General features: G+C 73.1%; 17 protein-coding genes. 7 read left to right on the forward strand and 10 right to left on the reverse strand.

Translation table 11 applies throughout. The features are described 5' to 3' along the window. Window positions 1-98: 98 nt before the first annotated feature. From T328_RS22315 to T328_RS22340, 6 genes are all read right to left on the reverse strand, one after another. On the reverse strand, window positions 99-3,362 hold the full coding sequence (locus T328_RS22315) for a SpoIIE family protein phosphatase (RefSeq protein ID WP_496497900.1): 3,264 nt from the start codon (window positions 3,360-3,362) through the stop codon (window positions 99-101). Window positions 3,363-3,388: 26 nt separating this feature from the next. After that, window positions 3,389-5,215, reverse strand: a complete 1,827-nt coding sequence (locus T328_RS22320; protein WP_496497901.1) for a PEP-utilizing enzyme — start codon at window positions 5,213-5,215, stop codon at window positions 3,389-3,391. Further along, window positions 5,212-6,366 carry a PEP/pyruvate-binding domain-containing protein gene (locus T328_RS22325; protein WP_496497902.1) on the reverse strand — a complete coding sequence of 385 codons (1,155 nt, stop codon included), beginning with the start codon at window positions 6,364-6,366 and terminating at the stop codon, window positions 5,212-5,214. The genes T328_RS22320 and T328_RS22325 overlap by 4 nt, the downstream gene beginning before the upstream one ends. A 177-nt stretch (window positions 6,367-6,543) precedes the next feature. Further along, window positions 6,544-7,035 carry a hypothetical protein gene (locus T328_RS22330; RefSeq protein ID WP_496497903.1) on the reverse strand — a complete coding sequence of 164 codons (492 nt, stop codon included), beginning with the start codon at window positions 7,033-7,035 and terminating at the stop codon, window positions 6,544-6,546. Window positions 7,036-7,165: 130 nt separating this feature from the next. Continuing rightward, window positions 7,166-8,287, reverse strand: coding sequence for a cation diffusion facilitator family transporter (locus T328_RS22335; RefSeq protein WP_496497904.1), 1,122 nt, complete (start codon window positions 8,285-8,287; stop codon window positions 7,166-7,168). Between the two features lie 87 nt (window positions 8,288-8,374). Beyond that, window positions 8,375-9,577: an MFS transporter gene (locus T328_RS22340; protein WP_496497905.1), complete on the reverse strand. Its 1,203-nt coding sequence runs from the start codon at window positions 9,575-9,577 to the stop codon at window positions 8,375-8,377. Between the two features lie 87 nt (window positions 9,578-9,664). Here T328_RS22340 and T328_RS22345 point away from each other — a divergent pair, with 87 nt between their 5' ends. From T328_RS22345 to T328_RS22365, 5 genes are all read left to right on the forward strand, one after another. Then, the gene (locus tag T328_RS22345) at window positions 9,665-10,234 is read left to right on the forward strand and encodes a CGNR zinc finger domain-containing protein (protein ID WP_496497906.1); all 570 of its coding nucleotides are present in this window, start codon (window positions 9,665-9,667) and stop codon (window positions 10,232-10,234) included. A gap of 135 nt (window positions 10,235-10,369) precedes the next feature. Then, on the forward strand, window positions 10,370-10,954 hold the full coding sequence (locus tag T328_RS22350) for an SRPBCC family protein (protein ID WP_496497907.1): 585 nt from the start codon (window positions 10,370-10,372) through the stop codon (window positions 10,952-10,954). Between the two features lie 72 nt (window positions 10,955-11,026). Further along, window positions 11,027-11,524, forward strand: a complete 498-nt coding sequence (locus T328_RS22355; protein ID WP_496497908.1) for a MauE/DoxX family redox-associated membrane protein — start codon at window positions 11,027-11,029, stop codon at window positions 11,522-11,524. Continuing rightward, window positions 11,521-13,146, forward strand: a complete 1,626-nt coding sequence (locus T328_RS22360; RefSeq protein WP_496497909.1) for a radical SAM protein — start codon at window positions 11,521-11,523, stop codon at window positions 13,144-13,146. Before T328_RS22355 ends, T328_RS22360 begins: the two co-directional genes overlap by 4 nt. Beyond that, window positions 13,143-13,982 carry a class I SAM-dependent methyltransferase gene (locus T328_RS22365; protein WP_496497910.1) on the forward strand — a complete coding sequence of 280 codons (840 nt, stop codon included), beginning with the start codon at window positions 13,143-13,145 and terminating at the stop codon, window positions 13,980-13,982. The genes T328_RS22360 and T328_RS22365 overlap by 4 nt, the downstream gene beginning before the upstream one ends. Before the next feature lie 53 nt (window positions 13,983-14,035). Here the strand turns inward: T328_RS22365 and T328_RS22370 are convergent, their stop codons facing one another. The 3 genes from T328_RS22370 to T328_RS22380 form a co-directional block, all read right to left on the reverse strand. Next, on the reverse strand, window positions 14,036-14,785 hold the full coding sequence (locus T328_RS22370; protein WP_496497911.1) for a polyamine aminopropyltransferase: 750 nt from the start codon (window positions 14,783-14,785) through the stop codon (window positions 14,036-14,038). 60 nt (window positions 14,786-14,845) lie between these two features. Continuing rightward, complete coding sequence (locus tag T328_RS22375) at window positions 14,846-16,435, reverse strand: peptide chain release factor 3 (RefSeq protein WP_496497912.1); 1,590 nt, start codon at window positions 16,433-16,435, stop codon at window positions 14,846-14,848. A gap of 158 nt (window positions 16,436-16,593) precedes the next feature. After that, on the reverse strand, window positions 16,594-17,691 hold the full coding sequence (locus T328_RS22380) for a sensor histidine kinase (RefSeq protein ID WP_496498057.1): 1,098 nt from the start codon (window positions 17,689-17,691) through the stop codon (window positions 16,594-16,596). 215 nt (window positions 17,692-17,906) lie between these two features. Between T328_RS22380 and T328_RS22385 the strand changes: the two genes are divergently transcribed. Then, complete coding sequence (locus T328_RS22385) at window positions 17,907-19,106, forward strand: lipid II:glycine glycyltransferase FemX (protein WP_496497913.1); 1,200 nt, start codon at window positions 17,907-17,909, stop codon at window positions 19,104-19,106. Window positions 19,107-19,140: 34 nt separating this feature from the next. Beyond that, on the forward strand, window positions 19,141-19,683 hold the full coding sequence (locus T328_RS22390) for a GNAT family N-acetyltransferase (protein ID WP_496497914.1): 543 nt from the start codon (window positions 19,141-19,143) through the stop codon (window positions 19,681-19,683). Here T328_RS22390 and T328_RS22395 read toward each other — a convergent pair. Continuing rightward, window positions 19,676-21,019, reverse strand: coding sequence for a UDP-N-acetylmuramoyl-tripeptide--D-alanyl-D-alanine ligase (locus T328_RS22395; RefSeq protein ID WP_496498058.1), 1,344 nt, complete (start codon window positions 21,017-21,019; stop codon window positions 19,676-19,678). The genes T328_RS22390 and T328_RS22395 overlap by 8 nt on opposite strands. Window positions 21,020-21,135 lie beyond the last annotated feature (116 nt).

Consider the following 21,135-nt stretch of genomic DNA (forward strand, 5'->3'; position numbering starts at 1 on the left):
GTCTTTCTCCACGTGGGGCCCCGGGGCAACGGTCGGCTGTTGGACGCCTCGGCCATCGACGCCTTCGTGAATCCGGCGTAGCCGGAACCCGGAACCGCTCAGTCCGCCCGGGGGCCGAATACGGCGTGATCAGGTGGCGGCGTTTCCCTCCGGAGAGGGAGCGGGGCGCCGGCCGGGGTCAGGGGCTGCTCGCACCAGATCGTCTTGCCCGCGGCCGTCTGCCGGGTGCCCCAGCGCTCCGTGAGCTGTGCGACCAGCAACAGGCCCCGGCCGCCCTCGTCCAGCACCCGGGCCCGCCGCAGATGCGGTGCGGTGTTGCTGGAGTCGGAGACCTCGCAGATCAGCATGCGGTCGTGGATCAGCCGCAGTTGGATCGGCGGGTCACCGTACCGGAGGGCGTTCGTGACCAGTTCACTGACCACCAGTTCGGTGACGAACGCGGCCTCTTCCAGTCCCCACTCGTCAAGGACGCGGACGGCGTCCGACCGCACCCGCGCCACGGCGGCGGCTTCGGCGTCCACGTCCCACACGGCGACCCTGCCGCTGTCCAGGGCCCGGGACCGCACCAGGAGCAGGGCGGCATCGTCGGCGGAGTGGTCGGGCAGCATCGTGCGTACGACGTGGTCGCACAGCGAGTCCAGCGAGTCCAGCGAGTCCGGCGGCGCGGCCAGTGCCCCCCGCAGGGCGTCGAGTCCCTCCCCGATGTCACGGTGGCGAGCATGGATCAGGCCGTCGGTGTAGAGGGCGAGCAGGCTGCCCTCCGAGAGGGTGACGTGCGCCGGTTCGAACGGCAGCCCGCCCAGTCCGAGCGGCGGTCCTACGGGGACGTCCAGGAACCCGGCGGTGCCGTCCGGGCGTACGACGACGGGCGGGGGGTGACCGGCGAGTGCCATGGAGCAGCGCCTGGAGACCGGGTCGTACACCGCGTACAGGCAGGTGGCCCCGATGTCCGCGGCGACCTGCGCTCCCAGCGGCTCCGCGTCGGCACCGGACTCCGCCGACAGCCGGATGACCAGGTCGTCGAGGCGGGTGAGCAGTTCCTCGGGAGCGAGGTCGACATCGGCGAGGGTGCGTACTGCGGTACGCAGCCGTCCCATCGTGGCGGCCGCGAGGATGCCGTGCCCGACCACGTCGCCGACCACCAGCGCGACCCTGGCTCCGGAGAGCCCGATCACGTCGAACCAGTCGCCGCCCACGCCGGAACGCTGTGCGGCGGGGAGGTAGCGGGAGGCGATGTCCACCGCCGACAGCTCCGGCATCCGCCGCGGCAGCAGGCTGCGCTGCAGAGTGAGAGCCGCAACGCGTTCGCGGGTGAAGCGCCGGGCGTTGTCCAGGCAGACCGCCGCCCTCGCCACCAGGTCCTCGGCGAGGGAGAGGTCGTCCGCCCCGAAGCTCTCGGGTGTCTCCCGGGTGCGGGTGAACCACACCACGCCGAGTGTCGTACCCCTGGCCTTCACCGGGACGAGCATCCAGGAGTGCGTCCCGAGCCGCCGGACCTTCGCCTGCCGCTCGGGGCTCTGGTCGATATAGCTGCGGATCGGCGGTTCGTCATTGGTCCGGTACAGCGCGGACCGGCCGGTGGCCAGGCACAGGGCGGCCGGTGAGTTCTCGAGGTAGACGTCGGCTTCGCCGGCGGTGTGCTGTGCCGTGGTGACCCCCTCGGCCAGGGTCAGTTCCGCGATGCGGCGCAGCCGCACGGGGCCGGCCAGCGGCCCCGGAGCGGGTTCGTCGCCCCTGAGGATGACCTCCAGCAGGTCCACGCGGGCGACGTCGGTGAGCCTGGGCACGGTCACCTCAGTGAGCTCCCGTGCGGTCTGTGCGATGTCGAGGGTGCTGCCGATGCGCAGGCTCGCGTCGTTCAGCAGGGAGAGCCGCTCGCGGGCCCGACGCCTCTCGGTCACGTCGCTGACGAGGGTGCAGACGCCGACGATGCGACCCTCCGCGTCCCGCAGCGGCGTCGCCGAGACGCTGAGGACGCGCGACCGGGCTTCGGCCAGGTGGGTGCCCTTGAGCTCACTGACCTGCTCCTCCCCTGTGGCCATGGCCAGCCGCAGCCGTTCCTCCCACTCCACCGCGTCGGAGCCGGTGAAGACCTCCGTCAGCCGGTGGCCGGGCCGCGCCTCGCCCGGCAGGCCGCAGAGGCGCTGCATCGCGGCGCTCTGCCACACGCAGCGCAGATCGGTGTCGTACACCGTCAGGGCCAGGGGCGAGTCCTGCAGTGCCCAGCCGGACAGCGCCTGCCGCAGGCGCTCCGCCGCCGGCCCGGACGGCGGGCCGATGAGCAGGACGCTGCCGGACCCTGCCCCGGTGCCGTACGCCCCAGGGGCGAAGGTGTGCCGGGAGACGGCCACGCTCAGCCGGTGCCCGTCCCGGTGACGTACGTCGAGGCCCGGGTGCCGCTCACTGCCCTGGGCCGGCTCCCCGCCCGCGAGTGCGGGAGCGTCCAGCAGCTCCGCCGCGGACCGGCCACGGGCCTCGGCGTCGGTATACCCGAGCAGGCGCTCCGCTCCGGACGTCCACCCGATGATCAGGCCCTCCGGGTCGGTCACGACCACTCCGAGCGGCGGATGCGCGTCCATGCCACCAAGGATCACGCCTGATATATCCATAATCAACCTAAATAATCGAACTGATGAACCCCCTTCCCGCCGCGGTGGAGGGTGCTCGGGGCGCGTGGCTTGGTCGCCGAGGTCGGTGCGGACCAGCGCGACGAGGGTGGCGGCGACGGCACGGGCCGGTTCGGTGAACAGCCGGTCATAGGTGTGCGCCCCCACGAACCGCAGCGTCTGGTCCCGGTCCAGGGCGAACCACGCGCCGATGGTGCGCAGACCGTGCGGGGTCAGTCGCCACAGCTTGTCGGCGTCCCTGACCACGGCGTCGTCCACGCCGAGGGCATCGCGGCGGGTGTCGTGCCCGTCGATGATGGCGACGATCCGCTCGGTGTCCCGTGCGGGGTAGCCGATGTCGGAGAGGATGCCGGCGGCGATGGCGGCTCCCTCGGTCTCGTGCCTGCGTATCGTCTCGTGCGCGGCAGGTCCGGAGCGTTGGGCGATGGCGGGCAGGATGTCCGCGGGGTCGACCATCTTCCAGCCGGTGTCGTGCAGCAGCACGGCGGGCAGCACGACGTCCGCCCGCGCCCCCGGCAGCGCGTTCAGCAGCGCGGACGCCAGCGCGTGGGCCCCCAGCGAATGGGCGGCGTTGTCCCGTACGTCGAGGTACGGAAGGGCACGGTCCCATATCTCCCGCCGGGCGCCGGTCAGCGGCGCGGGCCGGGGAAGTGCGTCGCTCGGGGGGATCTCCGAGGCGGCGAGCGGAAGCACCGGCAGCGGCAGCGGCCCGCGGGTCGCTCGGTCGGAGGACATGGTGTCTCCTGTCGTACGTAGCTGGTTCAGTCGAGAAGGGTGACGGTGCCGGCCGTGCCGTCCACATGGATCCGCTGGCCGGTCCTGATGCGGGTGGACGCCGAGCCCGTGCCGGTGACGGCGGGCAGGCGGTACTCGCGGCAGACGATGGCGGCGTGGGACATGACTCCCCCGATGTCGGTGACGGTCGCGCGGATCTTGCCGAAGACCGGCCCCCAGCTCGGCGCGGTGACCGGCGCGACGAGGATCTCCCCCTCCTGGACGAGGTCCAGTTCGTCGGGGCTGTGGATCACCCGGGCCGGGCCCTCGACGACGCCCGGCGAGGCGGCCATGCCGGTCAGGTCGCCCTGGTCGCCCTGGTCGCCCGGGGCTGCCAGCCAGGACCGGACCCGCTCGCCGGTGATGCCCCACAGCATGACGCTGAACGGCTCGGTGACGTCTCCCGGAGGCGCGTTCAGCGCGGGTTCCGGGCGCTGCTGCGCGAGCGCGGCCACGATCCGGCGGCGCCGTGCCACCTCCGGGGGCCAGTGGCCGGGGCCGGCCGGCTCGACGCCGATCGCCCACCCGGACGCGTAGTCGAACAGCGCGGCCCGGACTTCGTCACGCGTGAGGTAGAACATGTCGTTCGCGCCGGGCCAGAACCCCGCCCGGGACAGCAGGGCGGACAGCTCCCTGGACTTGCGCCAGAAGACGCCCATCGACCAGTGCTCGATGTAGAAGTTGTGGTTCTCCACATACGGGTAGACCTGGCGGGCGAGGTCCAGCTTCGCCTCGAAGTCGGCGCGTTCCGGGGAGTCGAGCAGCGCGGCGTACTCGCCGGTGATCCGCTCGCGCTCGGCGACGAGTTCGGCGAGGGGCCGGTCGATGGCCTGGCCCCGCCGCAGGCGCAGGATGTAGTCGCGGATGTACCCCAGGGGAAGCGAGAGGGTGTCCCGCCAGTACCGGTCGCTGCTGTAGAGGCCGTTGCCCGACGTGAAGTTGAACCAGGGGTCGCGGGCGGCGTTCCAGGCGTCGAGCCAGTCACGGCCGCGCGGTTCGCGGGCGACGGCGGTCAGGGTGTGCTCCCCGGGATCGGGCACGGTCAGTGCCCTGTCGGCGCCCAGGGCGACGGCGAGCTTGGCCAGCTTCTTGAGCTCGTCGTCCGGGCGGAACAGCTCCATCTCCGCGCCCGTCACCATCGCCGCGATGCCCTGGTCCGGGATGCCGGGGAACCGTTGCTTGCAGAAGTGGAAGAAGTCCAGGTAGGCCGCGTAGCCGAGGTTCAGGAACTCGAAGTGGTACTGCCAGGCGCGGTGGCACAGGGCGAGGAGCCGGTCGTACCCGCCGAGCAGGGCATCGGTGGCATCCAGGCCGACCCCCGCTTCGATCTCCTCGTACGGCTGGACCTCCGGCAGCTCGGTGAAGCTGATCGACTCCAGTTCCCGGATGATGCCGAGGACCTTCCCCTTCCAGTTCTCCAGCAGCCTGTCCCAGTGCGCGTAGTAGTACCCGGCGCGTTCCAGGAACTGCGGCACGCGGGCGGGGATCCGGCTTTCCGGCACGTCCACCGGGCTCAGATAGACGTAGCCCTGGTGGACGCGGTACGCGATGCCGTACGCGGGCGGTATGACGAAGTGCCGGGTGTTGAACTGGCTCAGGCCCTTCATCGCAAGCTCGACGACGACCGTCTCGAACGGCTTCACCACAGTGGGCCAGTGCTGGCTGTCGCGGAACCAGAACCGCCCCTCCTCGGCCGCACGCCGCCAGGGCTGGAAGAGCACGTGGTACGGGTACAGCCGCTCCCAGCCCGCCGCGCCGGCCGGGGCGGGCATCTCGTAAGGGCTCGGGAACGCGGTGCGCGACGCCGTCGTCATGACGTGGTCCCTTCATCCCCGGTGCCGAGCAGGGTGTCGACGATGCTGGCGGCGCCCGCGCCGTGGCTGGTCCGGGCGGGCGCCCTCGGCCGGCGGCTCCAGACCGTCTCGGGCCGCGACTGGAGCAGCACCGGGGCGGCGCCCGTGCCTGTAGCGGTGCCCGTGCCCGTGGCGGTGCCCGTACCCGTGGCGGTGCCCGCACCCGTGGCGGCGCTCGGGTGGCGGTCGACGGCCCACTCGATGTGCTGCGGGAAGCCGAAGTGCCGTTCGGCGGTCTTGGCCAGCCGGGCGATCTCGACGACCTCCTGCGGAGCCAGGCAGGGGATCCGCTGCCGGCCCTCCTCGACCGCCCGCTGTACGAGCCCGCGCCCGTCGGGGGCGGGGACCAGTTCCTGGTGCTTCCGCGACACCGTCGTCCGTGTCGTGGTGAGCAGCACCTTGTCCACCACGTAGTCGTCCGGGGTCACCTGGCCGGACGCCATGAGCTGCCCCAGTCCCCAGATCGCCTCCACCACGATCTTCGAGGGGTCGCCGTCCGCCGGGTTGACGGTCGCGGCGGCGCCGGAGGTACGGGCATCGACCATCTGCTGCACCCCGACCGCCATGCGCAGCCCTCGCTCCGGCAGCCCACGGGCCGCGCGGTACGCGATCGCGCGGTCGGTCCACAGGCTCGCCCAGCAGCGCCGAACGGCGTCGAGGACGGCACCGGCGCCCCGGATCCACAGGAACGTGTCGTGCTGCCCGGCGTAGCTCGTCTCCGGCTGGTCCTCCAGCTCGGCGCTCGATCGGACGGCCACCGCAGTGTCAGGGCCGCCGCCGGCCGCGGCCCGGCAGAGTTTCTCGTACGCCTCCGTCACCGCCGACGCGACCGATGGGTGCACGGGCCGGTCGCCCACCAGGCCGCGGATCTCGGCGCCGCGCACCGCCACGGCGCCCGGATCAGCAGTGAGCCCGGCGAGGGCGTCGTCGACGGCCTGGCGCAACCCTCCGCGGTCGAGCTGTGCCTCAAAGGCATCCGTGGTCACCGCGAACCCGGGCGGCACCGGAACGCCGACCCGGGTCATCGCGACCAGCGCGGCGCACTTGCCGCCGAGCCGGCTCGTTCCGGACCCGGCAAAGCTGTCGAACGCTACGGTGTACGGAGAGTTCACGGCCTCTCACCCCGTTGCACAGGGATATCAGCGAGCGGCCCCGGCATCGGCCGTGCCTTCTCCCATGAAGACACGATCACTGAATCCCAGGCTAGTGCTCCTGGGGCGCTCGTGCTCTTCGGCACCAGTCCCGACCGACCCGCCCGCAGATGCCGCTCGGGCCGCCGGGCCGTCGCCTCAGTGGTCCGCGCAGCACGCGATCTGGTTGCGGGCCTCGAACGGCACCAGAACGCCGACCGCGCCCCGCTGCACCAGCAGCGTGCAGCAGCCGTCCCGCCAGGTGGGGCGGGCGAAGCCGGTCGCGTCCAGGACGGCGTCCGGGGTGACGGTGACTCCGGCCAGCCCTTCCACGGCATCGAGGCAGCTCACGGCCACCGCGTCGGCGGGTGTCGTACGCCGCTCGACTCCGGCCCGGCCGGGGTAGCGGGCCAGCCGGCCCGCCGCCCGCCGCCGGGCCTCCCCGCCCGCGGCAAGCGCCCCGGGGGCCAGCGCCGCCTCGGTGACCAGGGCCCCGTCGACGGCGGTCAGCTCCGGCACGGCGGCCAGCAGCCGGGCCGTGATCCGCTCCGGCTCCGGGCCACCGCGCCAGCTCACCACGGCCGCGAAGCGGCCGACCGGCGCACGGGCGACGTGGGTGCTGACGACGTAGCCCTCGGGGCCGTCCTCCATGAGCAGACCCGCCAGCGCCAGGCCACGGCCACCGCGGCAGGAACGGCGACCAACCGGACGACGCGGCCGGAACGCTGTGACACATCTCCTCCCGGGCAGGTGTCGGGGGCAGTAGCTCCTCAGTCCGCGGCTACCCCGCCGATGCCTCCGCGGCACGCCGCGGAGCGCCGGCCCGGGCCGCGTGGTGGGCCAGTGCCGCGTGCGGGTCCGCCAGGCCGGGAACCGGGGCGGGGTCGGCGTGCACCAGCGCCGCGGTGAGCTTCGGCGCCGCGTGCAGCAGGGCGTGCTCGGCCGCCACCGCGACCTCGTGCGCCTCGCGCACGCTCAGCTCGCCGTCGACCACGACGGCGACCTCCGCACGCAGCCGGTGGCCGATCCAGCGCAGCCGCAGCTCGCCGACGGCCCGTACGCCCGGCACGCCGCGCAGCGCGTCCTCGGCGGTGTCGACCAGCGCGGGGTCGACGGCGTCCATGATCCTGCGGAACACCTCGCGCCCGGCGTCGCGGAGGACGAAGAGGATCGCCGCGGTGATCAGCAGGCCCACGACCGGGTCGGCCGCCTGCCAGCCGAGTGCCGCGCCGCCCGCGCCGACGAGCACGGCCAGCGACGTGAATCCGTCGGTGCGGGCGTGCAGGCCGTCGGCCACCAGCGCGGCGGAGCCGATCTCGCGCCCGACGCGGATGCGGTAGCGGGCCACCCACTCGTTGCCGAGGAAGCCGACGACCGCGGCGGTCGCCACCGCGGGCAGGTACGCGACGTCGCGCGGGTCGAGCAGCCGGTCGATCGCCGTCCAGGCGGCGAAGGCGGCCGAGGCGGCGATGGTCAGCACGATGACGATGCCCGCCAGGTCCTCGGCGCGGCCGTAGCCGTAGGTGAAGCGCCGGGTGGCGGCGCGGCGGCCCAGGACGAAGGCCAGGCCGAGGGGTACGGCGGTCAGCGCGTCGGCGGCGTTGTGCGCGGTGTCGCCGAGCAGCGCGACCGAGCCCGAGAGGACCACGACGACCGCCTGGGCCAGGGCCGTGGCGCCCAGCATGGCCAGCGAGACCCACAGCACGCGCATGCCCCGGGCGGAGGACTCCAGCGCGGAGTCGGTCTTTTCGGCCGCGTCGTGGGAGTGCGGGGTGAGGACGTGCGCCGCACGGTGCCGCCAGCGGGACGGGCGACGGGGCGGGCCGTCGTGGCCGTGCTGACGGTCGCGGTCGTGTGCGTGGCCGTGGTCGTACGCGTGGGTGTGCTGGTGCTGCTCGCTCACGGAACTCCGTCCTTCCGGCGCGGGTGGACCAGGCGACGCCGGTGGCGCCCACTCCATTATGTGCACATGCGCGCACGCAAGCACTTATCAACTGCTTGCGATGCGCAGCCGCAACCGCCTGGCCGCGGCTGCCCGTACGACAGCAGGCTGCACGACCGCCAGCACCACGCACAGACCGGCCATGACGGACCACATCCCGGCGACCCCGGCGCGGTCGAGGAGCTGGGTGCCGAGCAGCGGTGCGGCAACCGCGGCGATGCCCCACCCGGTGCCGTAGACGGCGAGGTAGCGGCCGGTGCCGCCGGGCGGCGCCAGCTTCGCGACGACCGCGAGGGCCCGCCCGACCAGCAGCAGGTCACCCAGGCTCCACACGACGGTCGCGACGACGTGGCCGCCGAGGCCGTCGGCCACCGCGTACCCGGCGAGACCGGCGGCCAGCAGGACGCCGCCGACCGCGAAGGCGACCGGAGCGGACCAGCCGGACAGCGGCCTCAGGCGCAGCAGCGGCTGGCCGGCGACGATGGCCAGCGCCGAGACGGCGAGCAGCAGACCGGCGTCGGCGGGCTCCAGGCCGCGGTCGGCGAGCGCGAGGGGGAGCATGACGGCGATCTGCAGGTAGACCAGGGCGAACAGCGTGCCCGTGGACAGCATCGCGAGGAGCGTACGGTCACGCCACGGCGCGACCACGGCGCCGCCGTGACCCTGCCCGCCCTCCCGCGGGCGGTCAGCCGGCAGTGCGAGGTGTACGACGAGCGCGCACGCAAGGCAGGTGACGGCGTCGGCGACGAACAGCCAGCGCAGATCCCACCGGCCAAGACCGGCGGCGAGCACCCCGGCGGCCAGGCCGGCCACCGCGAGCGCGGCGTTGAGCAGGCTGTACGCGCGCACCCGCGCGGCCTCCCCCACGGCGTCGGCGATCATCGCCTGGCTCGGCGGTTCGTACAGCTCGAAGACCAGCCCGAGCAGCATCGCGAACCCCACGACGACGGCCAGGTCCGGCGCCGCGGCGATCCCCGCCTGCGCCACGGCGCAGCCCACCAGCCCGACGACCATCGTCCGTCGCCGCCCGAGCCGGTCGGCCAGCCGGCCGCCGACGAGCCGCGAGGGAATCGTGGCGAGCCCGAAGACGGCGACGACCAGCCCCGCGGTCCCGGGGGCGGCCTCGTACCGCGCCGTGATCAGCACGGCGAGGAACGGCAGCGAGAAGGCCCCGAGGCGGTTCACGGCACGGGCGGCGATCAGCACCCAGACCGTACGCGGCAACCGTTGCCCGCCCGGCAGACCTCGCACGCCCGGCACCGTCCCGTCCGTCCCGTCACTGGCGAATCGGATAATGTCAGTGACGAAGCTAGACCCGAAGGAGTGACCGGTCAAGTGATGTTCGACAGTCACGTCGCGACGCTGCTGGACGTGTCCGCCGCCCTGGTGAACACGCTCACCGACGGCTCCGCCCGCGGTCGCCCGTACGCCGCACCCCGCGCCGGCGACCTGCCGGCGGCCGTCACCGCCGCCCTCCCCGGCGAACCCCGGGTCGAGCCCGCGGCGGCGGCCCACCTCGCCCGCACCGCCGAGCGGCTGCGGACCGTCTTCGAAGCCGTGGAGGAGCAGCGCATCGACTCCGCCGCCGATCAGCTCAACGCCCTCCTGCGCACCACCGGCGCCCGCCCGCAGCTCGACCGCGTACCGGGCGAGCCGTGGCAGGTCCACTTCCACGGCGCCGACGACACCCTCGCCGTCGGCTGGAGCGCCGGCTGCGCCACCGCCCTCGCGCTCGCCGTCGGCAGCGACCTCGCCGGCCGCCTCGGCGTCTGCCGGGCCCCGCGCTGCGACCGCGTCTACGTCGACAACTCCCGCAACGCCGCCCGCCAGTTCTGCTCCACCGCCTGCCAGAGCCGCGTCAAAGCCGCCGCCTTCCGCGCCCGCCGGACCCCCACCGGGCCACCCTGACGCGCGGACACCGGTCGGGCGCCCGCCGGTGTGCCCCGGCGTCGTACCGTGAAGCCCGTGCCCGGCCGCCGGTCCCAGGCGGGACGGCTCGGCGTGGGCGGCGGCAGCGGTACCCGGGAAGGATCTGGAGGAGCCATGGCGCGGAGGACTCGGCTGGCACGGAACGCGGCCCTCGCCGCCTGCCTCGGCGGCGGGCTGGCCGCCGGCTGGCTGGGGCTGGTCACCGGGGCCGCCCCGGTCGACGTCGGGGTGGGGCGGCGCACGCGGCTACTGGGTCCGCAGACCGCCGACATCGCGGCGCCCCGCGAGGTGGTGTTCGACGTGGTGGCCGGCCCGTACCTGGGCCGCACCCCGCGGGCGATGCGCGACAAGCTCAACGTGCTGGAGCGCGGCAGCGACCTGGTGCTCGCCGAGCACTTCACGCCGGTCGCGGGCGGGCGGCTGACCGCGGTGACGGTGGAGACGGTCCGCTTCACCCGCCCCGAGCGCATCGACTTCCGCCTCGTGCGCGGCCCGGTGCCGCACGTGACCGAGTCCTTCGTCCTCGTCGAGCAGCCGTCGGGGAGGACGCGGTTGGTGTACGAGGGCGAGATGGGCACGGATCTGTGGTGGCTGGGAGACCGGTGGGGGGCGGCGGTGGCCGAGCAGTGGGAGGCCACGGTGGCCGCCTCCCTCGCCACGGTCACCGCGGAGGCGGAGCGGCGGGCCGGCCGCCGCTGAACCGCTCGCGGTTCAGGCTCGGTACGCGCGCTCACCGTTCCCGCGCCCCTGCGGGCCCGTACCGTAGTGAGCATGGTGCTACGCCTCGTGCTCGGCGTGATCTACACGGCGATGGCCGTCGGCCAGCTCGCCTCCTTCGGTGAGATGGCGGAGATCCTCGGCGCGTACGACCTGGTGCACGGCGCCGCCGCGCACGCCCTGGCCGCGCTGCTGATCGCCGGCGAGCTGGGGTGCGGGGTGTGGTTCCTGGCCCGGCCGCGCTCGGCGGCCCTGGCTCCCGTGGCGGCGTACACGGCCGTGTCGCTGGTGTGGAGCGCGCTCGCGGTGCAGGCGTACGCCCGCGGGCTGACGGTGGACAACTGCGGCTGCTTCGGGGGCTACCTCACCCAGCGGCTCGGCCCCGTGGTCCTGGCCCAGGACGCGCTGACCCTGCTGTACGCCGCCCTGCTCCTGCGCGGCGTCCGCCGGGCCCGGGTCACCGAGACGCACGAGCACGAGCACGGCGATCGCACACGCTCCGACCGCTCCATCGACGACGACGGCACTGCGACGAAGGCGAGGACGCGATGACGGTGGACCCCACCGCGGGCTCAGCCCGGCGGGACGCGGCAACCGAGGCCCCGGCCGGGACGACGAAGCGGGACCGGGAGGAGGTGTTCATCGAGTTCACCAAGTCCGTCTGCCCGCTGTGCAAGACACCCGTGGACGCCCAGGTCAACATCCGCGAGAACAAGGTCTACCTGCGCAAGCGCTGCCGCGAGCACGGCGAGTTCGAGGCCCTGGTCTACGGCGACGCGGAGGAGTACCTGTCGTCGGCCCGGTTCAACAAGCCCGGCACCATCCCGCTGACCTTCCAGACCGAGGTACGGGACGGCTGCCCGACCGACTGCGGCCTGTGCCCGGAGCACAAGCAGCACGCCTGCCTGGGCATCATCGAGGTCAACACCGGCTGCAACCTGGACTGCCCCATCTGCTTCGCCGACTCCGGCCACCAGCCGGACGGATACTCGATCACCCACGAGCAGTGCGCGGCCATGCTCGACACCTTCGTCGCCGCGGAAGGCGAGCCGGAGGTGGTGATGTTCTCCGGCGGGGAGCCCACCATCCACAAGCACATCCTCGACTTCATCGACCTCGCCCAGGCCCGCCCCATCAGGAACGTCACCCTCAACACCAACGGCATCCGCCTGGCCACCGACCAGAACTTCGTCGCCGAGCTGGGCAAACGGAACCAGGTGCCGGGCCGGTCGGTGAACGTCTACCTGCAGTTCGACGGCTTCGACCAGCGGACGCACACCGAGATCAGGGGCCGGGACCTGCGCACGTTCAAGCAGCGGGCGCTGGACAACTGCGCGGCGGCCGGGCTCACCGTCACGCTGGTCGCCGCGATCGAACGCGGTCTGAACGAGCACGAGCTGGGCGCGATCATCGAGTACGGCGTGGACCACCCCGCGGTGCGCTCGGTCGCCTTCCAGCCGGTCACCCACGCCGGCCGGCACGTGCCCTTCGACCCGCTGAACCGGCTCACCAACCCCGACGTGATCCGCCTCGTCGAGGAGCAGTTGCCCGGCTGGTTCCAGAAGGGCGACTTCTTCCCCGTCCCCTGCTGCTTCCCCACCTGCCGCGCCATCACCTACCTGCTCGTCGACGGCGAGCCCGGCAACCGCACCGTCGTGCCCATCCCCCGGCTGCTGAACGTCGAGGACTACCTGGACTACGTCACCAACCGCGTCATGCCCGACCCCGGGATCCGCGAGGCGCTGGAGAAGCTGTGGTCGGCCTCGGCGTTCATGGGGACCACGACCACCGAGGAGAAGCTGCGCGCGACCGCCGAGGCGCTGGACTGCGCGGACGCGTGCGGCATCGACCTGCCCGAGGCGGTCAAGGACCTGGGCGACAAGGCGTTCATGATCGTGGTGCAGGACTTCCAGGATCCGTACACCCTGAACGTCAAGCAGCTGATGAAGTGCTGCGTCGAGGAGATCACGCCGGACGGACGGCTGATCCCCTTCTGTGCGTACAACTCCGTCGGCTACCGCGAGCAGATCCGCGCGCAGATGTCCGGCGTCCCCGTGGCCGACGTCGCCCCCAACGCGCTGCCGCTCGCCGGCCGGCTCACCGACACCCCGTACGGCTCCAAGACCGCCGGCCCTCCGGTGCCCGTACGCGACTCCGGGGAGGGCGGGCGATGACCGGCGACGCGGCCCCGGCCACCGCGGGCACCACGGGCACCACCCGAGCCGACGAGCTGAAAGCCTGCTGCGCCGACGCGTACGCCTCCGACGCCGTCGCCCTCCTGCTCGGCGACGCCTACCACCCCGGCGGCACCGCCCTGACCCGCCGTCTCGCCGACCACCTGAACCTGCGCCCGGACAGCCGGGTCCTGGACGTGGCCTCCGGCCGCGGCACCACCGCCCTCCTGCTCGCCGGCACCTACGGCTGCCGGGTCGACGGCGTGGACTACGCACCGGCCAGCACCGCCCGCGCCCAGGGCGCCGCCGAGGCCGCCGGGCTCGCCGGCACGGCCGTCTTCACCACCGGCGACGCCGAGCACCTGCCCTACCCGGACGGCACGTTCGACGCCGTCGTCTGCGAGTGCGCGCTGTGCACGTTCCCCGACAAGGCGCGGGCGGCGGCCGAGTTCGCCCGCGTCCTCAAGCCCGGCGGACGGCTCGGCCTCAGCGACGTCACCGCCGCACCCGACCGGCTCCCGGCCCAGCTGACCGGCCTGGCCGCGCGGATCGCCTGCATCGCCGACGCCCGCCCGGCGTCCGCGTACGCCGAGATCCTGGCCGGAGCTGGGCTGCGCACCGTACGCACCGAGCGCCACGACGCGGCCATGTCCCGCATGGTCGACCAGATCGAGGCCCGCCTGAACCTGCTCCGCCTCACCGCCGCCGACCGGCTCACCGCCGCCGGCATCGACCTCGACGCCGACGCCGCGCCCGCCGCGCTGACCGCGGCCCGCACCGCCCTCGCGGACGGCCACCTCGGCTACGCCCTGCTGATCGCCGAGAGGTCGCCCTGAAGACCGCGCACCCACCGGCCCGTACGCAGGCGCTCGGCGAGAGGACCTGAGGCTCACGGCCCGGCGTCATTCCCCTGCGGGGCCGCCGATGCGGTACGCGCCACGTAGACGGTGTTCGTCGCCGTCCCGCCCTGCAGCGGGTTGTCGAACGTGACGACGTGGCCGGTGAACTCCGGGAAGACCTCGGCGAGAACGGCGGTGAAGCGCCGGCTCGGCGGGTCGTTGGACCACAGTGCGAAGACGCCGCCGGGGTGGAGGCGGTCGGCCAGCTTCCGCAAGCCAGCGGGCTGGTAGAAGGCCGCGTGCCCGGGGTGCAGCACGTGCTCCGGGGAGTGGTCGATGTCCAGCAGGACGGCGTGGAAGCGCCGTCCGGGAGCCCCGGGGTCGAAGCCGCGGTCGTCGCCGGCCAGTGCGAAGAAGTCGCCGTGGATCAGCCGGCAGCGATCGTCGCCGGTCAGGTCTGCGCCGATCGGTACCAGGTGCCGTCGGTGCCAGTCGATGACCTCACCGAGCGCCTCCACGACGAGCAGGCAGTCCACGCGCGGATCGTGCAGCACGGCGCGCGCGGTGTAGCCGAGACCGAGGCCGCCCACCACGACGTCGAGCCCCGCGCCGGCCAGCTCCCCCAGGCCCAGTTCGGCGAGTGCGACCTCGCCCGCGGTGAACAGGCTGGACATCAGGAACTCGTCGTCGAGCCTGATCTCGTAGACATCTGCACCCGAGACAGGCTCCCTGCGCCTGCGCAGGCTGATGTCGCCCATCGGCGTGGGCTGCCAGTCGATCTCTTCGAAACGTGTGCTCATCCGGCTCCGTCCGGCTGGAAGGTGTTCTGGTGGCCGGTCCGCGCGGCCGGGCGTCTGCCGCTACTCGTGGGCGGCGACGAGGTTGCCCAGTCGGGAGCCGGGGAACTCCCGCTCGAAGGAGTTGGCCTGCCAGCGGTCCGGGAACAGCGCCAGCACGCTGCCGTCCCGGAGCCGGGTCAGCGCCTCGCCGCGTACGACCCTGGAGCCGTTGAGCGCTTCGGCTCCGGTCGCGTCGGTGGCCCGCGCCAGGTGGTACGGCAGCGTCTCCAGCCGCAGCGGCGCGGAGAACTCGTTCTCCATCCGGTGGGTGACGACGTCGAACTGCATCGGCCCGACAGCCGCCAGCACGGGCGCCTGCTCGCCGCGCCGGTCGGAGACCAGCACCTGCACCACACCCTCCTCGTCCAGCTGCGCGATGCCGCGGCGGAACTGCTTGGTGCGGCCGACGTCGACCGGCCGCGCCACCGCGAAGTGCTCGGGGGCGAAGGTCGGCATCGGCGGGAACACCGCCCGCGGACCGTCGTAGAGGGTGTCGCCGACGCGCAGGGCGCCGGCGTTGACGAGGCCGACGACGTCGCCGGGGTAGGCGACGTCGACCGAGGAGCGGTCCTGGCCGAAGACGCTGTGGGCGTACTTGGTGGCGAACGGCCTGCCGGACGCGGCGCGGGTGACCGTCATGCCGCGGGTGAAGACGCCGGAGCAGACGCGGACGAAGGCGACGCGGTCGCGGTGCGAGCGGTCCATGTTCGCCTGCACCTTGAACACCAGCCCCGCGAAGGGCGCGTCGACCGGGCGGCTGCCGCCGCCCGCCAGCGGCCGGTCCGGGGGCGGCGGGGCGAGGTCGACGACGGCGTCGAGCAGCAGCCGTACGCCGATGTTGGACAGCGCGGCGCCGAAGAACACCGGCGTGGACTTGCCCGCCAGGAAGCTCTCGCGGTCGTACACCGCGCCGTCGGCCGCCAGGAGTTCGATCTCCTCCCGCGCCTGCTCGTGGTCCGCGCCCTCCTCGGCGGCGGCCCGGTCGGCCGGCACCCGTTCTTCGCGGGCTTCTCTGGCGCCGCCGGGGACCTTGGTATAGCGCAGCATGTGCGTGTCGTCGCGTACGTCGATCAGGCCGCGCAGGCGTCCGGCAATGCCCACCGGCCAGGTCACCGGCGTGGGCTTGAGGCGGAACTCGCGCTCGATCTCGTCCAGCAGCTCCAGCGCCTCCCGGCCCGGCCGGTCCCACTTGTTGACGAAGGTGATCACGGGGATGCCGCGGTGCCGGCAGACGTCGAACAGCTTGCGGGTCTGCTCCTCCAGCCCCTTGGCCGCGTCGACGAGCATCACCGCGCAGTCCACCGCGGCCAGCACCCGGTACGTGTCCTCGGAGAAGTCCGCGTGCCCGGGGGTGTCGAGGAGGTTGAGCACGTGGCCGCGGTGGGCGAACTGCAGGACCGCGGAGGTGACGGAGATGCCGCGGGCCTTCTCCATCTCCATCCAGTCGGAGGCCACCCCGCGGCGCCCGGCCTTCCCGTGCACCGCGCCGGCCTCGGTGATCGCGTGCGCGTGCAGCGCCAGCGCCTCGGTCAGCGTCGACTTGCCCGCGTCCGGGTGGCTGATCACCGCGAACGTACGCCTGCGGGCCGCCTCGACTGCCACCGGACTCATCGTGCCCCTCATTTCCGCGCCGGGTCGGCCTCGCCGCCGGCGGCGTCGATCAGCCGGCGAGCTGTGTGTGCAGCGTACGGGCGACGCCCTCGGCCGCCGCCGGCCGGCCCCGCAGGTCCTCGCACCGCGCGTCGGCCACCACCCGGAACGCGGGTGCGTCAACCGCTGGTGTGCGGGGTCGTCGGCGGCAGTTCCACGGTGATGCAGAGCCCGCCGGCGGGGCGCGGGGCGAGGGTGAGGGTTCCGCGGTGTGCGTGGGTGATGGTTTTGACGATGGCCAGGCCGAGGCCGACGCCGCCCGCGTGGTCGGTGTGGACGCGTTCGGTGCCGCGCTGGAACGGTTCGGTGAGTGTCGAGGCCAGTCGTGGGGGGATCTCTTCGCCGGTGTTCTCGACGGTGAGCACCGCACTGTGGTGGCGGACGCCGGTACGCACCCGGACGCTTCCCTGTTCCGGCAGATTGTGGACGATCGCGTTGTGCACGAGGTTCGTGGTCAACTGCAGCAGGAGCGCCTCCGACCCGAAAGCCGGGGTGATGTGACCGGAGGTGTCGACGGTGACACCGCGCTCCTCGGCGAGCGGGAGCAGCGTCTCGGTGGCCTCCTCCGCGAGCAGGGACAGGTCGACGTGTTCCCGGGTGAAGGACCCCTGTTCCGCGCGGCTGAGCACGAGGAGCGCCTCGGTGAGGTCGATGGCGCGGGTGTTGACGTTGCGCAGCCGGTCGACGAGTTTGCCGGGCTCGTGTGTCGGGTCGTTGTGAGCCACGTCGAGGAGCGACTTGGATATCGCAAGTGGCGTGCGCAGCTCGTGCGAGGCGTTGGCCGCGAATCTCTGCTGTTCGGCGACGTGGGCTTCGAGTCGGGCGAGCATCGCGTCGAAGGCGTCGGCGAGTTCGCGGAACTCGTCCCTACGGCCCGGCAGCCGGATCCGATGGGAGAGCGATCCGTTCGTGGCCATGCGGGTGGCGTCGGTGATGCACGACAGGGGAGCGAGCATGCGGCCGGCGAGGATCCATCCCCCCACGAGGCCGAACACCAGGAGAAACACCATGACCGCGGCTGCCATGGGGGCGAAACCGCGCACGAAGTAGACGCCCGGAGTTGCGCGCCATGCTCCCTCTTCGTTGATTCGCAACCACCCTTCCCGCAGGAGAAACACGCCGATGGCGGAGAGCAGCAAGGCACCCGCGAGCATGAGGAACCCGGCGTAGCTGAGCGTGAGCTTGACGCGAACGCTCAGACCAGGCCGCCTATCCACGGTCCAGGCCATGGCGGATGGCTTCTGCCGGACTGGTCTCGCCCTCAACGATCAAAACGCGCATGCCACTCATGCTACGAGTCGGTGCATATCGTCCACGTATCGGAAACCGCATGTGACCCCACGACGCTACCTACCTACCTGCCGGTAGCATTTCGTCGGCATATCGAAAACCACATACGTACCGGCAACGCCGCGCTGTCTTGACTGGCTGCATGTCCTCCAGCGAGCCGGGTCGAACCGCGCGTCCACAAGAGCCGGGGGTCTCGGGCGTGCGCCTGACCGTCGGGCCGATCACCGCCGCCGAGCACCTGGCTTTCGTACGGAAACAACGGTCGGTCAGCTTCCTGCAGACCCCGGCGTGGGGCCGCGTCAAGACCGAGTGGCGCAGCGAGTCCCTCGGCTGGTTCGCCGGCCGGAAGCTGGTCGGTGCCGGGCTCGTCCTGCACCGCCCGGTGCCGCGCCTCGACCGCTTCACGCTGGCCTACCTGCCCGAGGGCCCGGCCGTCGACTGGACCGGCGAGATCGACGCGTGGCTCGACCCGCTGGCCGCCCGTCTCAAGGCACACGGCGCGTTCGCGATCCGGCTCGGCCCCCCGGTGCGTACCGACACCTGGAGCGCCGGCCAGGTCAAGGAGGGCATCGCCGACCCGGGCGTCAAGCGGCTCACCGAGATGTCCGGGAACTGGGCGGACCCGGTCGGCGCCCGCGTGACCGCCCGGCTCAGGGACGCCGGCTGGCTGCCGCAGAGCCCCGAGGACGGCTTCGGGACCGGGCATCCGCAGTTCAAGTACGAGATCCCGCTGGCCGGCAGGACCGAGGACAACCTGCTCACGAGCATGAACCAGCTCTGGCGCCGAAACATCAAGAAGGCGGCCAAGGCCGGTGTCGAGGTCACGGTCGGGGAGGGCCCGGAGGATCTGAAGGCGTTCCACGACCTGTACGTCCACACCGCCGAGCGCGACCGCTTCACACCCCGGCCGCTGCGCTACTTCGAGACCATGTTCGCGGCGCTGAGCGCCGAGGACCCCGAGCGCATCAGGCTCTACCTGGCCCGCCACCAGGGCGACCTGGTCGCCGCCACCATCCTGGTCCGCGTCGGAGGGCACGCGGTGTACGCCTACGGCGCCTCCTCCACCGGCAAACGCGAGGTGCGCGGCTCCAACGCCTGCCAATGGGCGATGATCCGCGACTCGCTGGCGCTCGGCTGCGACGTCTATGACCTGCGCGGCATCACCCCCACCCTGGACGCCGACGATCCGCACGTCGGGCTGATCCAGTTCAAGGCCGGCACCGGCGGTCAGGCCGTACGGTACGTCGGCGAGTGGGATCTGCCGCTGCGGCCGATGGTCTACCGGGCGTTCGACCTCTATCTGAGGCGGCGCGAGTCCGTCAGGCGGCGGGCGCGGACATGAGCCGGCATCCGGTTGAGCCGCGGCGGTGGGCGCGATGAACATGAAGATCCGATCGGCACGCGGCGCCGACGCCCCGGCCGTCAACGGGCTACTGGGCCAGCTGGGCTATCCGCAGGACGGCCAGGACGGCCAGGACGACCGGGCGGCGACGGCAAGCCGTATCCAGACCTGGGCCGAGGATCCGTCCGGAGCGGTCTATGTGGCTGAGGCCGACGACGACGTGCTGGGGGTCATCGCGGTCCACGTATGCCCGTTCTTCGAACGTGACGGCGCCTGGGGCCGGATCGTAGCCCTGGTGGTGTCCGATCGCGCACGCGGCCGTGGCGTCGGATCGCAACTCGTCGCCGCCGCGGAATCCTTCGCCGCCACGCGCGGATGCCTCCGCATGGAGGTCACCAGTGGGGATCACCGGCGCGCCGCGCACGAGTTCTACCGGCGCCGCGGCTACATCGGCGCGGCCGGAAAGTCGTCCCGGTTCCTGCGAGACCTGCCCGACGCCGACGACCACCCCGGTCAACCCCTGCCAGAGCGCGGCGACGCGGACGTCCCGGCTCGCCCCGCCCGCCCGGCTACGTGAGCGCGGCGGCGACCTCGTCGAGGCACGCCCCGCGGGAGGCCTTGACGAGCACCACATCGCCGGCGGCGAGGTTGCCGCGCAGCCAGTCGACGGCGGCGTCGTTGCCGGCCAGCACCACCGCCCGCGCTCCCGCGCCGTCGGCGATCGGCCGGGCGGCCTCGCCGACCGCGAGCACCAGGTCGGTCCGGGAGGCGGCGTACGCGCCGACGGCACGATGTTCGGCGTCGCTCTCCTCGCCCAGTTCGAGCATCTCGCCGAGGACGGCGATGCGGCGCCCGCCCTCGATCGCCGCCAGCGCGTCCAGGGCGGCGCGGGTGGAGTCCGGGTTGGCGTTGTACGAGTCGTTGAGCAGCGTCGCGCCGTTGGCGAGGTCGCGCGGCTCCATGCGCCACTTCGACAACGACGCGGTGGCCAGCGCCGACGCGGCGACGTCGAGGGGAAGTCCGGCCGCCAGCCCCGCCGCCACGGCAGCGGACGCGTTCAGCGCCTGGTGGGCGCCCAGCAGCGGCAGCGCGACGCGAGCCGAGGCGTCGGCGGTCCGCAGCGTGAAGGACGGCCGGCCGCGCTCGTCCAGCGCCAGGTCGAGCACCCGCACGTCGGCGTGCTCCGCCCGGCCGAAGGTGAGCACCGGACCGTCGGTGAGCGAGCGCATCGCGGCGACTCGCGGATCGTCGGCGTTGAGGACGGCGGTGCCGCCGGGCGCCAGCCCCTGGACCAGCTCGCCCTTGGCCTTGGCGATGGCCCCGCGCGAGCCGAACTCGCCGAGGTGGGCCTGGCCGACGTTGAGGACGACGGCGATGTCGGGCGCGACCAGCCCGGTGAGCGCGGCGATGTCGCCGACGCGGCGGGCTCCCATCTCAAGGACGAGGAACTGGGTGCCCATGTCGGCGCGCAGCATGGTCAGCGGCACCCCCAGCTCGTTGTTGAGCGAGCCGATCGTGGCGATCGTCGGCGCGGCACTCGAAAGCACGGCCGCCAGCAGGTCCTTGGTGCTGGTCTTGCCCTGAGATCCGGTCAGCCCGGCAACGGTCAGCCCCCGGCGCAGCCGGGCCACGACGTGGGCGGCAAGCGCCTGCAGCGCCGCCTGCACGTCCTCGACGACGACGGTGGGCAGCGGCGTGGGCCGGGAACCGAGCACGGCCACCACGCCGGCCCGGCCGGCCTGCCCGGCGTAGTCATGGCCGTCGACGCGCTCCCCGGCGAGGGCGACGAAGATGCCACCCGGCTCGGCCAGCCGACCGTCGAGCACGGCCGGAGCGGTCACCGTCACGGCACCGTCGCCCTCGACCGTCCCGCCGACGACCGCGGCGATCTCGCGGAGACTGAGCGGAATCACGCCCGCGCGGCGCGGGAGCCGGGGAGCAGGAGCGAGGCCGGAAAGGTAGAGGTAGGAGGAGGCTCGTTCGTTGCAGGTCACACCTCCAGCCAAGGCAGTGCGGTGTTGCAAGCGCG

Source organism: Streptomyces sp. CNX435 (assembly GCF_059570575.1).

What these genes read in the sequence shown, in the direction of transcription:
- T328_RS22315 (WP_496497900.1), bottom strand. Translation starts at nt 3,362, where the DNA reads ATGTCCTCCGACCGAGCGACCCGCGGGCCGCTGCCGCTGCCGGTGCTT.
- T328_RS22320 (WP_496497901.1), bottom strand. Translation starts at nt 5,215, where the DNA reads ATGACGACGGCGTCGCGCACCGCGTTCCCGAGCCCTTACGAGATGCCC.
- T328_RS22330 (WP_496497903.1), bottom strand. Translation starts at nt 7,035, where the DNA reads ATGGAGGACGGCCCCGAGGGCTACGTCGTCAGCACCCACGTCGCCCGT.
- T328_RS22345 (WP_496497906.1), top strand. Translation starts at nt 9,665, where the DNA reads ATGTTCGACAGTCACGTCGCGACGCTGCTGGACGTGTCCGCCGCCCTG.
- T328_RS22350 (WP_496497907.1), top strand. Translation starts at nt 10,370, where the DNA reads ATGGCGCGGAGGACTCGGCTGGCACGGAACGCGGCCCTCGCCGCCTGC.
- T328_RS22355 (WP_496497908.1), top strand. Translation starts at nt 11,027, where the DNA reads ATGGTGCTACGCCTCGTGCTCGGCGTGATCTACACGGCGATGGCCGTC.
- T328_RS22360 (WP_496497909.1), top strand. Translation starts at nt 11,521, where the DNA reads ATGACGGTGGACCCCACCGCGGGCTCAGCCCGGCGGGACGCGGCAACC.
- T328_RS22365 (WP_496497910.1), top strand. Translation starts at nt 13,143, where the DNA reads ATGACCGGCGACGCGGCCCCGGCCACCGCGGGCACCACGGGCACCACC.
- T328_RS22370 (WP_496497911.1), bottom strand. Translation starts at nt 14,785, where the DNA reads ATGAGCACACGTTTCGAAGAGATCGACTGGCAGCCCACGCCGATGGGC.
- T328_RS22375 (WP_496497912.1), bottom strand. Translation starts at nt 16,435, where the DNA reads ATGAGTCCGGTGGCAGTCGAGGCGGCCCGCAGGCGTACGTTCGCGGTG.
- T328_RS22385 (WP_496497913.1), top strand. Translation starts at nt 17,907, where the DNA reads ATGTCCTCCAGCGAGCCGGGTCGAACCGCGCGTCCACAAGAGCCGGGG.
- T328_RS22390 (WP_496497914.1), top strand. Translation starts at nt 19,141, where the DNA reads ATGAACATGAAGATCCGATCGGCACGCGGCGCCGACGCCCCGGCCGTC.